The 20,472-nt window shown below is 38.4% G+C and carries 11 protein-coding genes and 1 riboswitch; of the genes, 4 read left to right on the plus strand and 7 right to left on the minus strand.

From position 1 onward, the window contains the following. Positions 1-866 precede the first annotated feature (866 nt). From ACIP9G_RS20960 to hutH, 4 genes are all read right to left on the minus strand, one after another. Positions 867-2,723, minus strand: coding sequence for an SLC13 family permease (locus tag ACIP9G_RS20960; protein WP_340821322.1), 1,857 nt, complete (start codon positions 2,721-2,723; stop codon positions 867-869). 144 nt (positions 2,724-2,867) lie between these two features. Next, a complete protein-coding gene (gene hutI / locus ACIP9G_RS20965; protein WP_340821323.1) occupies positions 2,868-4,136 on the minus strand; it encodes an imidazolonepropionase in 1,269 nt (422 codons plus the stop codon). Continuing rightward, a complete protein-coding gene (gene hutU / locus ACIP9G_RS20970; RefSeq protein ID WP_340821324.1) occupies positions 4,133-5,803 on the minus strand; it encodes a urocanate hydratase in 1,671 nt (556 codons plus the stop codon). Before hutU ends, hutI begins: the two co-directional genes overlap by 4 nt. Before the next feature lie 19 nt (positions 5,804-5,822). Continuing rightward, positions 5,823-7,337: a histidine ammonia-lyase gene (gene hutH, locus ACIP9G_RS20975; protein ID WP_401021976.1), complete on the minus strand. Its 1,515-nt coding sequence runs from the start codon at positions 7,335-7,337 to the stop codon at positions 5,823-5,825. Positions 7,338-7,543: 206 nt separating this feature from the next. Between hutH and ACIP9G_RS20980 the strand changes: the two genes are divergently transcribed. From ACIP9G_RS20980 to ACIP9G_RS20990, 3 genes are all read left to right on the plus strand, one after another. Further along, the gene (locus ACIP9G_RS20980; protein WP_340821326.1) at positions 7,544-9,007 is read left to right on the plus strand and encodes a helix-turn-helix domain-containing protein; all 1,464 of its coding nucleotides are present in this window, start codon (positions 7,544-7,546) and stop codon (positions 9,005-9,007) included. Positions 9,008-9,342: 335 nt separating this feature from the next. Beyond that, positions 9,343-10,872: a catalase gene (locus tag ACIP9G_RS20985; RefSeq protein ID WP_340821327.1), complete on the plus strand. Its 1,530-nt coding sequence runs from the start codon at positions 9,343-9,345 to the stop codon at positions 10,870-10,872. 523 nt (positions 10,873-11,395) lie between these two features. After that, the gene (locus tag ACIP9G_RS20990) at positions 11,396-13,081 is read left to right on the plus strand and encodes a methyl-accepting chemotaxis protein (protein WP_401021980.1); all 1,686 of its coding nucleotides are present in this window, start codon (positions 11,396-11,398) and stop codon (positions 13,079-13,081) included. A gap of 245 nt (positions 13,082-13,326) precedes the next feature. On the opposite strand, the gene thiC is transcribed toward ACIP9G_RS20990, so the two are convergent. From thiC to ACIP9G_RS21005, 3 genes are all read right to left on the minus strand, one after another. Beyond that, a complete protein-coding gene (gene thiC / locus ACIP9G_RS20995; RefSeq protein WP_401021982.1) occupies positions 13,327-15,105 on the minus strand; it encodes a phosphomethylpyrimidine synthase ThiC in 1,779 nt (592 codons plus the stop codon). Between the two features lie 149 nt (positions 15,106-15,254). After that, a riboswitch (TPP riboswitch) is annotated at positions 15,255-15,369 on the minus strand. Between the two features lie 47 nt (positions 15,370-15,416). Continuing rightward, positions 15,417-16,346, minus strand: a complete 930-nt coding sequence (locus tag ACIP9G_RS21000; protein ID WP_401014015.1) for an AEC family transporter — start codon at positions 16,344-16,346, stop codon at positions 15,417-15,419. Between the two features lie 282 nt (positions 16,347-16,628). After that, positions 16,629-18,731, minus strand: coding sequence for a methyl-accepting chemotaxis protein (locus ACIP9G_RS21005; RefSeq protein WP_401021983.1), 2,103 nt, complete (start codon positions 18,729-18,731; stop codon positions 16,629-16,631). Positions 18,732-19,115: 384 nt separating this feature from the next. On the opposite strand from ACIP9G_RS21005, the gene ACIP9G_RS21010 reads away from it, so the two are divergent. Then, positions 19,116-20,420: a hypothetical protein gene (locus ACIP9G_RS21010; RefSeq protein WP_340821333.1), complete on the plus strand. Its 1,305-nt coding sequence runs from the start codon at positions 19,116-19,118 to the stop codon at positions 20,418-20,420. Positions 20,421-20,472 lie beyond the last annotated feature (52 nt).

The raw sequence follows: 20,472 nt of genomic DNA on the forward strand, positions 1-20,472 counted from the left end.
GTTCGTCCTGAGCCAGGATCAAACTCTCCATAAAAGAAATTTGATTAGCTCAAATTGTTTTGCTGGCATCAATTTTGATGTCCAAAATTTTGTTTCGTTCACTAACGAAGTTAGCTAGTAAAAACTATATTGATTACGTTTTGCTTGTTCAGTTTTCAAGGTTCATTTCGTTGCACTTTGTTTTCAGCAACTTTTATATAATAACATTTTCGACATTCTTTGTCAACAACTTTTTCCGAGATGTTTTTTCTCGTTTTAGAAGCGACAACTTTTATATCTTATCACTCCAAAGTGTTAATGTCAACACTTTTTTATGATGTTATTTAAAGCTTGTAGTACTTATTGTTGAGTCGTCTTAGCGACAAGTAATAATTTATCACGATTCTACAATCTCTGCAAGTGTTTTTCTACAAAAAATATTAATTTATAAAAAAAACTTCATTAGTAAGCTATTAATAGTATCATTGTTTTTTAAGTTTACATGAGAACCTTCCTATATATAGGTTTTTGTATATTTGTATTTTACATACACGTTGGAGCCTCGTTTACCTCATATGCTAATAAGGACAGCTACACAATATATAAAGGATATTTTCGTAATATATTTTGAATATCTTTTTTCGTTAAGATTACTTCCTCATTTTTTCTAGAACGTGTTCGTATAAAAAAAATCCCACCATCACGTAGCTATTCCCATACCAATTTCGATTTTCCTTCTACTGATATAGCCATTCTTTCTTTTGCGTCTATTACTTTTTTCAAACATTTGCTGTTTGCTGTCCACTGTGGCATAACGAAAACCACAGCAGACAGCATATATTCAGATCACCAATGTCTAACGTCTGAAATTCAGCAAAACATAAAATTTAAAACGGAAAGAAGAATGGAACTGCTAGCATCATTACAATAAACATAACAACTTGTAATGGTACGCCAATCTTTACAAAATCCATAAATTTATAGCCACCCGCCGTCATAACAAGTGCGTTGGTTGGGGAGGCAATTGGCGTGGCAAACGCCATACTCGCTGCAACAGCTACACCAATCATAAATGTTGTAGGATTTGCATCCATTGCAATCGCTGCATTCATAGCAATTGGCGCAAACAGAACGGCAGTTGCCGTATTACTAATAAATTGGCCAAAAATTACTGTTAATATATATATCCCTATCAGCACCCCATATGGACCATAGCTACCGAGAGCATCAATAATACCATCTGATAAAATAACCATTCCGCCTGTTTTCTCTAGTGCGGTTGCCATTGGTAGCATCGCCGCGACAAGCACAATACTTTCAAAATTTATATTACTATACGCATCTTCCATATTTCGCAAACAGCCCGTTATAATCATCAAAACCGCTCCTATCATAACGGAAATCACCGCCGGAAAAACTTCAAACGCCATTAATCCAACCATCAATAACATAATCGCACCCGCTATACCAGCCTTACCAGTAGCTGCCGCAACACTCGCATGCTCCTTCGGCTGACCAACTACAACAACATCCTGCGTCTCTCTAGCAAGCACTAATATTTCATCCCATGCACCTTGCACTAAAATGGCATCCCCAAATTTCAACTTATGCTTAACCATATCCTGTAGCTTATAGCCACCTCTATGGTTAATACCAATAATATTGAGATTATACTTTTCACGGAATCCAAGTGAACTTACTGTTTCATTAATGAAACTAGAATTTGGTGTTAATAAGACCTCCGCAATACCAAGGTGCTTTGTTACTAATTCATCTGCCTCATTCTCTGTTAATTCCTGCATCACTAAGCCATAATCTGCAGCCAAGCAAGCAATATCCTCTTCCTCACCTTGTACATAGAGTTCATCTAAGGCATGTATAACACTTGTTGGACCCGCCATTTCTTGATAAGTCATAGGGAGTAAATTGATACCATCCTGTGATTTGCGTTGAATTTTCATCATACAGAGCGCGTATTTTGCAGGAAGCTTTAATTCTGCTAGTGATATACCGATAATGGTAGAATCTTCAGGCACAAACATTTTAAACAGTCGATTGTTTAAATCATATTGTTTAACAATTTTCTTTGGCGAGAGCTTGTAACCAGAAGATGTTTGTGTTTTATTTTTATCATGTGGTAGCAATATATTGCGCACGAGCACCAAATATAAAATCCCCGCAATCATCCCAACAATGCCAATGGGTGTTACCTCAAAAAACCCTAGCTTCTGATAGCCACGATCGACCAAAAGCTGACTGACAATTAAATTTGGTGGAGATGCAATTAACGTCATTAACCCCGATAGACTAGCTACATAAGAAAGTGGTAGCAAAAACTTTGAAGGACTTTCTTTCATACTAATTGCAATACTAACAACAATAGGCATCATTAAGGCGACTGTCCCCGTATTACTCATAAAGGCACCTACAGAGCCCACAATAATGAGCAATAATACAAATAGCTTTAACTCACTATTACCCGACCATTTCATTAATAATTGTCCAGCCATTGCCGCAAGCCCTGTACGCAATATACCCGCGCCAACAACAAAAAGTCCCGCGATCATAAGAACAACTGAATTTGAAAAGCCTGCTAAAGCTTCCGCAGGTGTTAAAATATCAGCGATAACAAATGCGAGAAGTGACACGATAGCAACAAAATCAGCGCGCACTCGATTTGTCATAAATGCAAAAATCGTCATTCCTAAAATAAGAAATGTTAATGTAAGCTGCACGTTAAACATTCCCTTCTATCTATAGTAACAACTATATTCTATACGAAAAAAAGCATAAATAACGGATCTCTCCCTATTTATGCTTTTTCTGTAATATTTAATTTGTAAATAAATGCACAATTACTATTAATATCGCATCCAATACCTTTGTTACTATAAAAGAATGCCCTCACGTACTACGACTTGCCCTTTTTTAATAACAGTATGCGTATGATTCATGCCGTAAAAATATTGTAGTTGCTTGTAATTAGCAACGTCCAATATGATGACGTCAGCTTGCTTCCCTGCTTCAAGTGTCCCAATTTCATGACCTCTGTTAAGTGCACAAGCAGCATTAATCGTCGTAGCAGTTAACACTTCCTCTAGTGTCAAACCCATATGCATACAAGCTAAATTCATAATAAATGGCAAACTCATTGTCGGAGATGAACCCGGATTAAAGTCTGTTGATATAGCTACAGGTACCCCTTCATCAATCATCAAACGCCCTCTCGCAAATGGCGCGCGCAAGAAGAAGGCAGTTCCAGGTAGCAATACCGCAATCGTACCAGCTGTAGCCATGTTTTGAATTCCTTCATCAGAGGCTACTAACAAATGCTCTGCCGAGATGGCTCCCACTTCAGCAGCTAACTCCGCTCCATTATAAGGCTCTATTTCGTCAGCATGTATTTTCGGTGTCAGCCCAAGCGCTTTGCCAGCCTCTAAAATACGTCGGGATTGCAGTGGAGTAAATACCCCTTTTTCACAAAATACATCGTTAAATTCTGCGAGCTTTAGTTCTGCCACTTTTGGCAACATATGATGAATAACAACATCGACAAATTCATCTTCACGACCTTTAAAATCGCGCGGCACCGCATGTGCACCCATAAAGGTACTGATGACGTCTACAGCATGTGTGTCTTGTAGCTTTTTCGCTACCTCCAATTGTTTCTTTTCCGTTTCCCAATCTAAACCGTAGCCCGATTTTGCCTCAACGGTTGTCACACCATGCTTTAAAAATACATCTAAATGTTGCATCGTCTTTTCATATAACACTTCAAAACTTGTTTCTCGTGTACGCTTTGTCGTAGCATGAATGCCGCCACCAGCATTCATAATGTCCATATAAGTGGAACCATTAAGTCGCATATTGAATTCCTGCTCACGTGTACCACCATGTACTAAATGCGTATGACAATCCACTAAACCAGGCATCACAATCTTCCCAGTGGCATCAATAACATCCGCTACCTCTACTAAATGTGGGAAATCTATTGCTAACTGCTCATAAGACCCAACAGCGACTATACGATTTTCTTGCAACAGCACACTGGCATTTTCTATTACTGCGATATCGCGCATTTGTTCTTTTATCCGAGGACCTTGTACTGTGTTTTTTAACGTAATGACTTCATTCGCATTTTTAATCAAAATGGTCATTTCACATCATCCTTTAACATCGGCATACGGACACCTTTGTTCTTTGCCGTATTAATAGCAATTTCATAGCCTGCATCAGCATGGCGCACAATGCCCATTCCTGGGTCGGAAATCAACACGCGTGCAATTTTCTCAGCTGCTAGCGTTGAGCCATCTGCCACTAACACTTGACCTGCGTGCTGAGAATAACCCATTCCTACGCCTCCGCCATGGTGGACACTAACCCAGCTTGCTCCACTCGCCGTATTGACAAGTGCATTTAAAATCGGCCAATCTGAAACAGCGTCGGAGCCATCAAGCATTCCTTCTGTTTCACGATTTGGCGATGCCACAGAGCCAGAATCTAAATGGTCGCGACCAAAAACAATTGGTGCAGATAACTCACCATTCGCTACCATTTCATTGACCTTCAATGCAAAGCGATGACGATCACCGTAGCCTAACCAGCAAATACGAGCAGGTAGCCCTTGCCATTTCACCATTTTTTGCGCCATATCAATCCAATTGACAAGCCCTTCGTCTTCCGCAAACATTTCTTTTGCTAAAGCATCTGTTTTATAAATATCCTCTGGGTTTCCAGAAAGGGCTGCCCAACGGAATGGTCCCTTACCCTCACAAAACAGAGGACGAATATATGCTGGCACAAAGCCTGGGAAGTCAAAGGCATTCGTGACACCCATCTCTTTCGCATAAGCACGGATGTTATTACCGTAATCAAATACTTCTGCACCAGCCTGTTGAAATTCAAGCATTGTACGAACATGCTCTGCCATCGTTTCTTTTGCCTTTTGCTCATATGTTTTAACATCATTTTTGCGTAATTCTAACGCTTCTTCAAAGGTCATGCCATTCGGTACATAACCATTAATCGGGTCATGTGCAGATGTTTGGTCTGTCACAAAATCCGGAATAATCCCTCGATTCAATAGCTCCCGATTAATATCTGCGCAGTTGCCGACAAGACCAATAGAGGCAGGCTCTTGCTGATCACGTAATTTATTGACTAACGCAATTGCCTCATCTACTGTCTCAACAAGATAATCACAATAGCCCTCTTTTATTTTGCGTTCTATGCGCGCACGTTCCACCTCAACGACTAAAATGACTGCACCAGCCATTTTCCCAGCTAAAGGCTGTGCACCACTCATGCCGCCCATACCACCAGTAAGAATGAATTTACCACGTAAATCAGCAGTCCCAAACACTTTCTTCCCAGCCTCTACAAACGATAAATATGTTCCTTGTAAAATCCCTTGAGCACCAATATAAATCCAGCTACCAGCTGTCATTTGACCATACATCATTAAATCACGGTCTTCTAGCTCGTAAAAATGCTCCCAATTCGACCATGCAGGCACTAAGTTTGAATTGGCTATTAAGACGCGTGGTGCATGTTCATGTGTACGAAAGACAGCTACTGGCTTTCCTGATTGAATAAGAAGTGTTTCATCATTCTCTAATTCTTTTAAAGAGGCTATGATTTGTTCGTAGCTTTGCCAGTTCCGTGCTGCTTTACCTATGCCTCCATATACGATGAGCTCATCAGGATTTTCCGCAACTTCAGGATCCAGATTATTCATCAGCATGCGCATTGCCGCCTCTTGTGTCCATCCTTTACAAGAGAGCACTGTTCCCCTTGGTGCACGAATCGTTGTTGGTGTTTTCATACTGCCATCCCCTTTGCTTTTATTTTGCTAACATTACTAAATCATCACTTGCCAATAAGTACTTCGCTAATGCTTCAATTTCATCGCCGATAGGTTGATCTGCTAATAATGGTGGACAGAATTCACGTACTTTTTCTAAATACGACCTTGTTGTCGGAGATAATTGCTCCTCTGCCTTGTCTAAATGAATAGCTTGCGAAGCACAAATCATTTCTATTGCAATCACCCGTGCAGCATTGTGTACAATTTGTCGCACTTGTCGAGCGGACGTTGTTCCCATGCTGACATGGTCTTCCTGATTCCCTGATGTAGGAATAGAATCCACGCTCGAAGGATGTGCCAGCACCTTATTTTCGGATACAATCGAAGCAGCCGTATATTGTGCAATCATAAGCCCACATTCAATACCTGGATTTGTTGCTAAAAATGGTGGTAAACCATCATTAAGCTGAGGATTAACCATACGCTCTGTGCGTCGTTCCGAAATATTAGCCCATTCACTAACCCCAACTTTTAAAAAGTCCATCGCTAACGCTATTGGCTGGCCATGGAAATGACCTCCCGATACAACTTCTCCATTTTCTAAAACGATAGGATTGTCTGTTGTAGCATTCATTTCCGTTTGCACACGTTGCTCAGCATAGTAAAATGACTGCCAAGAAGCACCATGTACTTGTGGAATGCATCGAAGCGAATATGCATCCTGCATCCGAACTTCTCCCTGCTTCGTCACACGTTTACTACCATCAAGCCATTTTCGAATACGCCCACCTACAAGCTCTAATTCTGGATGTGGTCTTACAGCTAAAAGTGCAGGATCAAATGCATTGGTAATACCCTTTAACGCCTCTAACGACAGACTCGCTGCCATATCTGCGGCAAGCCCAATACGCTCTGCTTCATTCAATGTCAAAGCACCAATTCCTGTCATTGCTTGCGTACCATTTACAAGTGCTAAACCTTCTTTCGCTTGTAGTCTTACAGCTGATAGGCCTGCTCTTTGTAACGCGACACCACCCGTCATAAGCTCCCCGTTGAACTCAGCTTTCCCTTCACCTACAAGCACTAAAGCTAAATGTGATAACGGTGCTAAATCCCCACTTGCTCCAACTGACCCCTGCGATGGAACGATTGGATGTACACCTTTATTGATGCAGTCTAGTAATAGTTGCAATGTTTCTTGTCGAATACCTGAAAAGCCACGTGCTAATGCATTTGCACGTAAAATCATCATCGCACGCACAACTTCAGTTGGAAGTGGCTCTCCAACACCTGTTGCATCTGAGCGCAATAAATTCAACTGTAATAACTCAATATCCGATTCTTCAATTTGTATATTACTTAGCTTGCCAAACCCAGTATTAACGCCATAGATTACATGCCCTTCAGCTAAACGTTTTTCAATCCGTTCCCTACTTAATTGAACACGTTTCGTACTTTCAGCACATAGTGCAACCGTAGCCTGACCTCTCACGATTTCCTCAACCTGTTGTCTCGTTAACGTATTGCCATCAAGTTCGATGATTTTTTGCATACGATATCCCCCTATTCTTAACAGCATATGTAAATTAAAGCGTAAAAAAAATAGAATTTCTCTATATCCATTGTACAAACTACCTTTTTCAGAAAATATAGAATTTTAAAAGAGAAAACAGGAATTATTTCGAATTTTTATGTTATTTTTATTAATATAATCGTAATAATTTACGAAACTAGAATATTTTACGAAAGGCTGATTCCATGCGACTGTTACTAATTGATCGAGATCTCACAGAACTGTCAGGCATACGATGGTTTTTACATACATACTTTCCTGGAGATTTATCAATTGAGATGTGTTCTACTATTTCCGAGGCCACAAAGAGCATCCAACAATTTGCCCCAGAGGTCATTTTATTAAATATTGATTTGCTGCCTAATAACCGTTTAACAGCTCTTTATGGACTTTTACAAAAGCACCCTGGCAAAATACTCGCCATAACGACAGAGCCATTATTTAAAAACGCATTAAAAGCAATTGATTTACAGGTGGCGCATCTTTTTGTAAAACCAATTGATTTAGAAGTGTTGAAGCAGAAACTCACTGCTATTTCTCTTCATACACCTCAAATACAAAAAGCGATTCCTGATGCTAAAGACGAATCTTTTTACTATCAATTATTTTTAGAAAGTACAACAAGCTCATTAACAACAAATATTCAGTTCACGATGATTGAACCTGAGCATTTAGAAACATTAAATAAATTGTTCATATGGCTCCAACAAACACCTATTTTTTATCAAATGAGCATTTATCCATTATCAGATACAATTATCTGCTTGTTTCAAACAAGCGATTTAAAAATTATTGAAAAGGATATTCGTACATTACTAAAAGAATGGCAAATGACTAATAATGGTGCTCTAAATATAGGGATTTATGATGGTAAGCCAACAACTTTAAAAGATATGTATGCTTTAACAAAACGCGCCCTTCTTCAAAGTTTTTACGAAGGCTTTGGCCATATTTTTTATGCAACTAAACAATATCAAACACAGCCCTTAGATCCTTTACTCACACCAGAGGAACAACAGCTACTTATTAAGAGTTTAGAGGAAGGAAATATCGAGGCAGTAAAAGCATTTTTATATCGATTATCAAATGGAAGTATTTATTACGAACAAGATGATTTACGCATTCATCTAACAAGTGTATTAGCACAAATTCGCCGCTTTATGTTGAAATATAAACTTCATGAGAAAGCCGCGATTGAACAAAACTATCGTCAGCTTTTTCATTTAATTATTGAACACCCGATTTTCTATACAATTCTCAATGGCATTATTTTATTCACACAAAGACTTATTGAATTGGCAAGAGAGGCTCGAATGGAGAAAAAAGCAGACTATGTAGAATTAGCTTTAGATATAATTGACCATCAATACCATGACAGCGAACTATCCTTACCTTTCATCGCCCAAAAGTTAGGTATTAGTCCCAATTATTTAAGTACTATATTTGCAAAGAAGCAAGGCCAGCCGTTTAAACGCTATTTACAACAGGTTCGTATTCAAAATTCGACCAAAATGCTTATTGAAACAGATTTTGCTATTAGTGAAATCGCACTTTTAAATGGCTTTGATGATCCAAATTATTTTAGTAAATTATTTAAACAGCTAATAGGGACTACACCTAATCGCTATCGAAAAGGTTGGAAGATCTAATGAGAGTGCATTCTACATTGATTTTCAATTAGCCCGTTCTATTTTCAATATAAATAGTAAAACAAAAGAAATTACTATACTTCACACAGGTTAATACTTATATAATAGTAAATCTCAATTTCCTTCGAAACGACTGAAAACACTATATAAATAGTGAAAACAACTTGAAAAACTATGTATATTTTTTGAAAAACACGCATATATTTATACTTTATATCTTGCGAGATAAATTCTTTAACAATAATTATTATAATGTACTAGAAATTCTATTTTATATTTGTTATAGTTATTTACGAGGAGTTTGACTCACAATATTTTTCAGGAGGTAAACTAATATGACAAACGCAAATGATCGTAGCCGTCGTTTTACAACAGCAGGTGGTGCTCCAGTAGTAAGCAACCACGACTCTATGTCAGCAGGTCCTCGTGGTCCTCTTTTACTTCAAGATGTATGGTTAATTGAAAAATTAGCAAACTTCAACCGTGAAGTTATACCTGAACGTCGTATGCACGCAAAAGGTTCTGGAGCTTTCGGCACATTTACTGTTACGCATGATATTTCTCAATATACGAAAGCAAAAATCTTCTCTGAGATTGGGAAGCAAACGCCAATGTTCGCTCGTTTCTCAACTGTAGCGGGGGAACGCGGAGCTGCAGATGCAGAGCGCGATATTCGTGGTTTTGCACTTAAATTCTATACTGAAGAAGGTAACTGGGACTTAGTTGGTAATAACACACCTGTATTCTTCTTCCGTGATCCGCTACACTTCACAGATTTAAACCATGTAGTTAAGCGTGACCCACGTACAAATATGAAAAACGCAAATTCTAACTGGGATTTCTGGACTTTATTACCTGAAGCGTTACACCAAATTACAATTGTTATGTCTGACCGTGGTATTCCAACAGGCTACCGCAATATGCATGGTTTCGGTTCACACACATATAGCTTTATCAATGCACAAAACGAGCGTGTATGGGTGAAATTCCACTTCCGCACAGAACAAGGCATTAAAAACCTAACTGGTGCCGAAGCAGCTGAAATTATCGGTAAAGACCGTGAATCATCACAACGTGACTTATATGAAGCAATTGAAAAAGGCGATTTCCCTAAATGGAAAATGTACATTCAAGTCATGACAGAACAACAAGCTCGTGAATTACCATATAACCCATTCGATTTAACAAAAGTTTGGTATAAAAAAGATTTCCCGCTAATTCCAGTTGGTGAATTTGAGTTAAATAAAAACCCTGATAACTACTTTGCAGAAGTAGAACAATCATCGTTTGCACCATCTAACATTGTGCCTGGTATCAGCTACTCTCCAGACAAAATGTTACAAGCACGTATTTTTGCTTACGCGGATGCAGCTCGCTATCGCTTAGGCGTAAACCACCACATGCTACCTGTAAACGCACCAAAATGCCCATTCCGTTCATTCCACCGCGATGGCGCTATGCGTTTTGATGGTAACCTTGGTTCTACTTTAAGTTATGAACCAAACAGCTATGGTGAATGGGAGCACAATTTAGACTATAAAGAGCCACCATTACGTATTGATGGTCATGCAGATATCCACGACTTCCGTGAAGATGACAATAACTACTTCGAGCAACCAGGTAAATTATTCCGTCTTTTATCTGCGGAAGAACAACAACGCTTATTCGAAAATACAGCAAACGATATGGCTACTGTTGAAGAATTCATTAAACGTCGTCACATCCTACACTGCTATCTAGCTGATCCTGCATACGGTGAAGGTGTAGCAAAAGCGATGGGTCTTTCATTAGATGGAATGAATCTTTCAAACCCATATGTAAAACAAGAAGTAAAACCAGAAGTAAAACAAGTAGCAAACATTTAATATTCCACTTTATTGATATCCAATATTGCTTGCCGTCACTGGCAAGTAGACAAAAGGTAGCGAGAATTAACTTCTCGATGCCTTTTGTCATTTTTACTCCGTTTAATTGCTAGTTCCTTCGAGTTTTCCCAATAAGCTTTATAACAAGCAGCTATAATGGAAGACTATCTTACATATTTTAATCTTCCTTCGTTCTAAAGCTTTCTCATCTGTCACAAAAACAGATACTGTAATATTCCGTTTACTATTCAGTTGATTGGAGCCAAGTGCCACCACTCGTTCTGGAAGGTATCTCCCCCACTCACTGATAATGTAACACAGTGGAATTCAACGATTAAATTCACCTATAGTTATTGTTTTTTTGATTCGTAAATCCCCCATTGTCATATAGGTGTTTTTATTAACATTTATATCTATCGATAAATTCCACAATTTCATATTATTTTCATACTCTAAATAACGATAAGATATGCTGACATTGTTGCTTACTAATACAACAAAACTGGAATGGAGGAAAAGAACGATGTCTATCAGAAAAAAACTCTATATTGGATTTGGTACAATTATTCTTCTACTACTAATTATCTGCTCAATATCCTACTACCAACTGAATAACATCGATAAATTGAATAAAGAATTATTTGAAAACCGTGTTAATAAACTTATACAAGTCGATAAAATCCTTATCGCTGCTGCTTTGCAAGGAAACTATCTTCGTTCATATATGCTTGAACCAGATGACGTAACAATACAAAAGCTCGAGGAGCAAGAACAAATAATCCAAGCTAAAATAACAGAGCTGGACAAAATGTTTACTAGCCAAACAACACAACAGCAAATGGACATTATTAAAACGAACCAAGCCATTTTTGAAAATGCAGCACAAGAGATTATCAATACATATAACCCAGATGATGTACAATCTGCTATCAATATTCTTAGAGCAAGAGCACATCCTGCAAGAGAGGCAATTCAACAAGCAATTCACGAGATTGCCATTTATGAAGAGGAGCAAATACAACTAGCCCGTGCAGAGTCGTCAAGAGCAGAATCTGTAAGCTCGAATATCATCCTAATCCTCGCTGCTACTTCTATAATTCTCTCCTTTATAATTACGTTCATTATGACAAGAGTGATTACAATTCCCGTTAATAAACTAGCCACAGCAGCAAATGTAATTGCTAGCGGAGATCTACGACAGGAAGATGTAGAAGTAAAAACAAAAGATGAAATTCGAAATTTGGCTGATTCATTTAATGTCATGAAAACTAATTTGCGCTCACTTATTGATAATGTCGCAAAAAATATTGAGTACACGACTTCTAGCTCTGAAGAATTGTCGGCAAGTACAGAGGAAGTTTCTCTTACTTCTAGCGATATTGCAAAACGTATAGAAATCATGGCAGAGGACGGTAACCAAGCTGTAGTTACTGGACAGGATACCTCTACCGCTATGGACGAAACAGCTCGTGGTGTCCAACGCATCGCTGAAGCAACACAAATGTTACATTCAAAGGCGATTGATACACAAACTGTTGCCGATAACGGCGAAAAAATGTTGCAAACGACTGAAAATCAGATGATGGTCATTCAGCAATCCTCAGATAAGACAAACGAACTCATTAAACAGTTAAGTTCACAATCGGCTGAAATTGAAAATATCACGAAAGTTATTACCGATATTACCGATCAAACCAACCTACTTGCACTTAATGCAGCCATCGAAGCTGCACGTGCAGGCGAACACGGACAAGGCTTTGCAGTCGTTGCTGATGAGGTACGTCAGCTAGCTGAAGAGTCAAAAATATCCGCCAACCAAATTATCAATTTAACTACAAATATTCAGCAAAACACAAGAGAAGTAGAAAAAGCTGTGAGCGTCACAGTGCAAAAAGTTGATGAAGGCGTTACATACATTCATAATGCACAAACTGCCTTTAATGAAATAATGGACGCAATTGAACATATGGCATCTGAAATTGAAGACGTTTCAGCTTCCACACAGCAAATTTCTGCCGCTACTGAAGAGGTTGCTGCATCGGTCAATGAAATGTCATCTGTGGCAAAAAATGCGGCACAGCAATCCGAATTGATAGCTGCGGCAATTGAAGAGCAAACATCAATTATTCAAGAGGTTAACGCTGTTGCAAAATCATTAAGTGATGAGGCAACAACCCTTCAAGAAGAAATAAATAAATTTAAAATTTAATAGCCAGCCAAAAAAAGAAAAAGTGTTAGATTGACTGTAATCAATCTAACACTTTTTTGCTATGAACATTGTTATGACTACGGAGGACACTTTCCACTCTTCACACTGTAAGCTACAACTTGCTTGTGAGTGGTTCATTGCGTTTTATGTTCTGTGCAAGCACCGCATCCACTACCATTAACTATTGCGCTCTTGTTCCATTTTATTTATTACTAAAGGGAAAACTTTAACGCCTCTGTTCTTTATCATTGATACAGTCTGCTACCAGTATCTTTGAACTCTTTTGCCTTTTCCTGCATCCCTTGATGGATTGCTTCTGTCGTATTTAAATCGTTTTCTTTAGCATAGTTACGAATATCTTGAGAAATTCTCATACTGCAAAACTTAGGACCACACATCGAGCAAAAATGTGCCGTTTTTGCTCCTTCTGCTGGTAAAGTCTCATCGTGATATTCTACAGCTCGCTCTGGATCTAACGATAAATTAAATTGATCGCGCCAACGAAACTCAAAGCGAGCCTTTGAAAGAGCGTCATCTCGCTGCTGTGCACCAGGATGACCTTTAGCTAAATCCGCTGCATGTGCCGCAATTTTATATGTGATAACACCTACACGAACATCTTCTCGATTTGGTAACCCTAAGTGCTCCTTCGGTGTTACATAGCACAGCATCGCTGTTCCAAACCAGCCAATCATTGCAGCGCCAATTGCTGATGTAATGTGATCATAGCCAGGAGCAATATCCGTCGTTAGAGGACCCAATGTATAAAATGGCGCTTCTTTACAAACTTCTAATTGCTTGTCCATATTTTCCTTAATAAGATGCATTGGCACGTGCCCAGGTCCCTCTACCATCACTTGTACATCGTGCTTCCAAGCAATTTGCGTTAACTCCCCTAGCGTTTCAAGCTCTGCGAACTGCGCCTCGTCATTGGCATCTGCAATTGAGCCAGGTCGTAATCCATCCCCTAACGAAAAGGCAACATCATACGTTTTCATAATTTCGCAAATTTCTTCAAAATGAGTATATAAGAAATTTTCTTGATGATGGAATAGACACCACTGTGCCATAATTGAACCTCCACGCGAAACAATACCCGTTACACGATTAGCTGTAAGCGGTACATAGCGCAGCAATACACCTGCGTGAATCGTGAAGTAATCAACCCCTTGTTCAGCTTGCTCGATTAGCGTGTCACGATACACCTCCCACGTTAAATCCTCAGCAACGCCATTTACCTTTTCAAGCGCCTGATAAATTGGCACTGTTCCAACAGGCACAGCAGCATTACGAATAATCCATTCGCGAGTTGTATGAATGTGCTTCCCAGTAGATAAATCCATAATATTATCAGCACCCCATCGTGTTGCCCATGTCATTTTTTCAACTTCCTCAGCGATGGATGAAGTAACAGCTGAATTTCCAATATTGGCGTTAATTTTCACGTGGAAGTTACGGCCGATAATCATCGGTTCCGCCTCAGGATGATTTATATTAGATGGCATTATAGCACGCCCTGCCGCAATTTCTGCACGTACAAATTCTGGTTTTAAATTTTCGCGAATCGCTACAAATTCCATTTCTGGCGTAATAATTCCTTGTCTTGCATAATGAAGCTGTGTCACATTACAGCCTTTTTTCGCACGTAAAGGTTTGCGAGAAAGCTTTGGAAAAACATTTTCCTTTATGCGCGGGTCATCCGCGTTGCGGAATCCATTATCCTCGGGCTTAATGGTACGTCCCTCGTATTCCTCTACATCGCTCCGTTCTTTAATCCACGCACGACGCAAAGCTGGTAAACCTTTTGTAATATCGACTTTGTAAGTTGGATCTGTATAAGGGCCACTCGTATCATAAACTCGTATAGGTGCGTTATTCTCTTCACCAAAGCTACCCGTTGTGGGGCTTAGCTTAATTTCACGCATTGGCACTAATATATCTGGACGTGATCCTTCTACATATACTTTTTTACTTCCGTCAAAGCTTGTCATAATGTTCATGTTTTTTTCGCTAACTGTTGTCATTTACTATTCCGCTCCCTTTTACGTAAATTATTAAAAGGACCGAATCTAGCCCACTCCAACAAGTAGCATTACAAATAAAAAGCCGAATCCAAAAAAATATTGGATCCGGCTGTACATGTAAGGTTACATTTATCGCAAAGTTCAAGGAGTGCGAAGTTCATTAACTTTCCCACGCTGGTATGAGCCAGATCAGGTCCAAAGGGTCAAGAAACCTCAATGCGTTTCCCTCTCAGCCCGACTCATCGGACTCCCCTAGTTAAGCTATTCAGTTTGATGCTAGTGTAACAGATATTCCTAATAGATGGAAGCCATTAAGTAAATAGTATTTCTGCCATATAAATTACGATTGTTACTGTAATACAGCTAACAATTGTTGAAAAAAGCACCGTTTGTGCAGCGGTTTCTGACCCTAAATCATATTCTAGAGCTAGACTCGAGCTATTACGTGAAGTTGGGAATGCACTCGCAATAAAGAGCGATTGGGCCACAACGCCATCTAAGCCGAGGACAAAAATGATAAGCAATGCAACAGCTGGACCTACTACAAGTCGTGTAAAACAGCTGACAAACACAGTTCTATTGAACATTGATTTAATTTCAAGCTGAGATAGTTGCGCACCGAGCGTAATAAGAGCAACTGCGATAAACCCATCAGCAACGTGGTCAATTGGAATACGGATAAATTGGGGAATGCCAATATTAAAGAAATTCATTGCCACACCGATAATGAGCGCATGAATAATCGGCATTTTCAGGAAGTCCTTCACAATGGCCATACCTGATTTAGTTGAAGAAATTAAATTATATAATCCATATGTATAGGTCGTTACATTTTGAAAAATAACGAGAATAACTTGAATGGCCACCCCAATTGGTTGTGTCACAAAAATCATTTGTGCCACCGGAATGCCATAGTTACCAGAGTTAATGAGTACAACACTATTTTTAAATACCGCTGCCTCTGTTTTCTTTAAACCTAGCCCCTTCGCTATAAAATGACTAAGCACCATTTGACTCCCAATAAAGAGCACAATAAATAATGCCACTTCACCGAGCACCGATAGTTCCACGCTCGTTTCATATAAATTTACAAATACGGCTGCTGGCATAAAACAATATGTAATAAGCTGGGATAGCGCTTTTAAATTAAATTGAAATTTCCTCTGTAAAAACGCACCAAGTACAAGCAACACTAAAATAGGCGCAACAATTTTAAAGAAAATCATACCGAGATACATCATGGAGGCGCCCCCCTTTCATCTTTCTATAGTAAAACTGTTCCCAAACTGGGTCAATGCCCTCTCCGCTCTACCGTTTACATAAAAAGAGACTGTCCTTGGAAAAGGACAGTCTCAACATGTCTACAAAAGCATCAAGAAGTTTTACCGGCGGTTTCTCAAAGGTTATCGACGGTTTCAGAGGGTGTATCGGCGATTCCCCCACGTTTATCGGCGATTTCCGAGGGTTTACTGGCGATTTCCTCGGGATATTCACTTTGCTTTGTAGAAAATTCAATAGCTTAATTATGCAAGTTTAAATCGATTCACGACTTCTTGTAGCTCTTTAGAGATTTGGTTCATATTGTTAATTGATTCTGCAACCTTTTGCATTTCTGCCTGTTGATCCACAGCAGATGCACTTACTTGTTCAGCAGAAGCTGCAGTTTCCTCTGAAACGGCAGAAATACTTTGAATCGCTGTAACTGCCTGATCTTTTTGCTCTAACATTTGGGAAAGATTTGACAATAGATCATTAATTGCCGTTGCAATAGAATGAGAAAGCTCATTATTATCTTTAAAAGCAAGCTCTGTATTTTGCACTGATTCATTTTGAGCTTGCATCAAATCAGCATTAGAAGCAATAACAGACACCGTTTGCTTCGCGTCTTCTAGAATGCTAGTCACCGTTTTCTTAATCACTTCTGTTTCGTTTTTAGACTGTTCCGCTAGTTTACGAACTTCTTCCGCTACTACCGCAAAGCCTTTTCCATGCTCTCCTGCACGAGCAGCCTCAATACTTGCATTTAACGCTAGTAGGTTGGTTTGCTCCGTTACTCCTTGAATGGATACAATAATTTGGTTGATATTTCTGATGTTGCTAGATAAAGATTCCATCTGACTTTGAATGCGTACATTCATTTCATTTGTTTCAGCATTTCGATCACGTAAGCTTTCAACTTCTTTCATGCCCTGCTCTGTAGAAGATTTTGTTTTCATTGACAGCTCATCCATTTGTTTGGAAAGCATTGTAATGGCGTCAATTTGATCGGATAAATCAATCATTCGATAATTTGTTTCTTCCGTATCCTCTGATTGTTTCGAAGCACCTTGCGCAATTTCATTGATAGCTACAGATACTTCCTGATTTGATGCGACAATTTCATTAAATGCTTCATTGACATCATCTGATGATTGATTAAGTAATGTTGAAGAATTTAATACCGTATGGATGGCATCATTCGTTTTGTCCAGCATATTGTTATAGGCTACTGCAACAGCACCAATTTCATCTGATTTTATAAATTTTTCATCTATTTTTTTAGTTAAATCGCCTTCAGCCGCCGTTTCAATAGATGCACGTAAAACTTTCAAAGGCTTTAACTGTTTAAAGATAAACATCGCACTGGCAGCAGCCATTAAAACTACCATAATGATTGCAGCTACAATCGTAAAGATGAGAACTTTATTATACGTTTCTAATATTTTAGATTTAGGTAAAACTAACTGCACTGACCATACTTCGTCAATGTTTTCTAACATCATTGGAGCAAAAGCATTGAATGATTCTTCTCCAAGCTGCTTAGAGTCAACATACAGACTATCTAGCACCCCATTGTCCATGGATTGTTTAACACTTGTCCAATCAATAGCATCCTGCATATTCGTCCCGTCTAGCTTTTCGTTAATACTATTTACTGTTAACATACCTTGATTTGTAATAATTCCTGCATAACCACCATCAGGAGTAATGGATTCGGCTAATCCCTTTAAAAAATCAACAGATAAATCTGCTGTTAATACGCCAAAATTTTTACCTGAGGCATTAACTAGCGGTACTGCAATTGTCGTCATCGATATCGTTTTACCATTCACGCTATAATCATACGGCTCTGTTAGCACAGCACGACCTTCTTCTGTTGGTATACGATACCAATCAGCCGCATCCGTTTTGTCAATTCCCTCTATAGCATTAGTAGAAGTCTTATTTCCATCTTTAGTTAAATAAGGTATGAAGCGATTATTTTGATCTATTAATGCAGTGTCGATAGTTGGGCCAACTTTTATAGCGCCATTTTCAAGGACGGCACCTACACCAAGTAAATCCTCATTTTTCATTAAATTAGTTTCCAGTATATCCATTACACTTTCTGTTGAAAGCTCGTCATTTTTTTGCATTGCTTCAACAATACGTTTTGTCGTTTGTAATGTATCATTGGCTTTCTTAAACCGTTCGCTCATCTTCGCAGCAGATAATTCCGCGTTTTGAAGCGTTGCGTTTTCTGAATCATTGACACTCTGATTATGTAGAATAACACTTGTTACCAATGTATAAGCGATAAATAACACTAAAAATAATCCTAAAATTAAAGAAGATAGTTTTAAAGCAATACTTTTTGGTTTTTTCATTACAAACACCTCCATTTTTATAAAATAATCATAATGTATGGACCTATGTATCACAACAATAAATAATCTAATTTTACCAAGTCAAATAAAATTTTCTAATAAAAATGCCTGATTTTTAGACAACAAATTGATACCAAAACCCATTTTTACTAAAATTTGTAATATCTATGTGAGTTAAACAACTATAGGCATTAGAAATAACTTTCTAACTAAAATTCCCGCTCTCTTTATCACTGTAGAAATTTCGGAAGCGCTTCTAGTGGTAGTAATGATATATTATACTATAAAAAACGACTGACCTTTTTACCTATTAACCTAAAATATGCATAAAAAATCCTTAAGCTATGATAAAATTAGTATTATTAAAATAGGAGGTTTGCCCGTATGAAACATAAAAAAAGCCTAGCCTTGCTTGCTCTAGTAGCCGTTCCATCACTTATTTATTCAACACCTATAACGTCTGCATCAGCTGCCGATACCTCGACACATGCAAAGACGGCATACATATATAATAATTATTACTACTATAATTCCAACGTGCAGAATGTTATACAGCTTATTTCAAATATTAATGATACATCATTTGCGTTTCAGGCTTACTTAGAGGCTGCCATCAAAGCCTACAATGCATTGTCAGAAACTGAAAAACAATATGTTACAAATTACTCGACTCTATCAAATCACCAACAAACAAGAGTGAATTATCGTAGACTAGCTGCTCAAATTGAAGAAAAATTGGCTTCAGTCGATTCTACTTCTGTTAACTATTATCAAAACGTTATTGAAACGAGAGATTGGTACAACACATTGAATGCTGCGCAAAAAACTTTTGTCAGTGCCGAAACACAAAAAATATTGACGTCGTCGATTACACCAAATACTTCTATCGATAAAGTTGTAAACAAAATTCAACTATTAAACGCCTCTCGTCTTAGCTTCCATAAAGATGTGGCTGAAGCACGAGCAGAGTATAATGCATTAAGAAAATTCTCAAATGTTTATTTGCCTACAGGTATTGAACAGCTTTTACTAGATGCTGAACACGTCGTTACGATGGATAAGGCCGCTGCAAAAGAAGTCGAAAATGCCATTGCAGCTTTATCGCCGAAAACATCTACAACGCACGATGTACAAGCAGTAAAAACTGCCTTCGAAGCATTAACGCCTGTACAACAACAGCTTGTGCCAAATGTCTGGATATTAGTAGACTATGTAAAAGGAAAATATAAACTACCAGCTAAGGGCAATACGATCAAAACACCGGAATTATCCGACTCTGCCGCAGTACCAGGAAAAAATACGCTCATGTCGAAAAGTCGAAACACATATAAAGCAAAAATCAATGTTGCTGATTCTGAAAATGACAATGAACGCTTTGTATTAACAACAAAAGCAAATATGGTTGTTATCATTCCACCATTAAATACGCTCGTTAATGAAGATTTTGGCGTAATGGACATTCAGCTAACAAGAAATTTAAATCGCATTACGTTCCAAGCGGTATTAAATAAAATGCCTGCTAAATTCGAAGCAAATATCGAAATCATTTTAGAAAATTTACCTGAGAATGCTTCCATCGTTCAAATCAATGATTTTGGAGACCACGAGCCTGTGTCCTATACAGTCAATGGCAATCAATACATCATTGAAACGCAAACATCTGGTACATTCCAAATTGTTAGAAATTGAATAAATTCCCACACCTTGATTCCAGTCATTAATAGGTGTGGGAATCTTTCTT

The organism is Lysinibacillus sp. NPDC093197 (assembly GCF_044754025.1).
Taxonomy (GTDB): Bacteria; Bacillota; Bacilli; order Bacillales_A; family Planococcaceae; genus Lysinibacillus.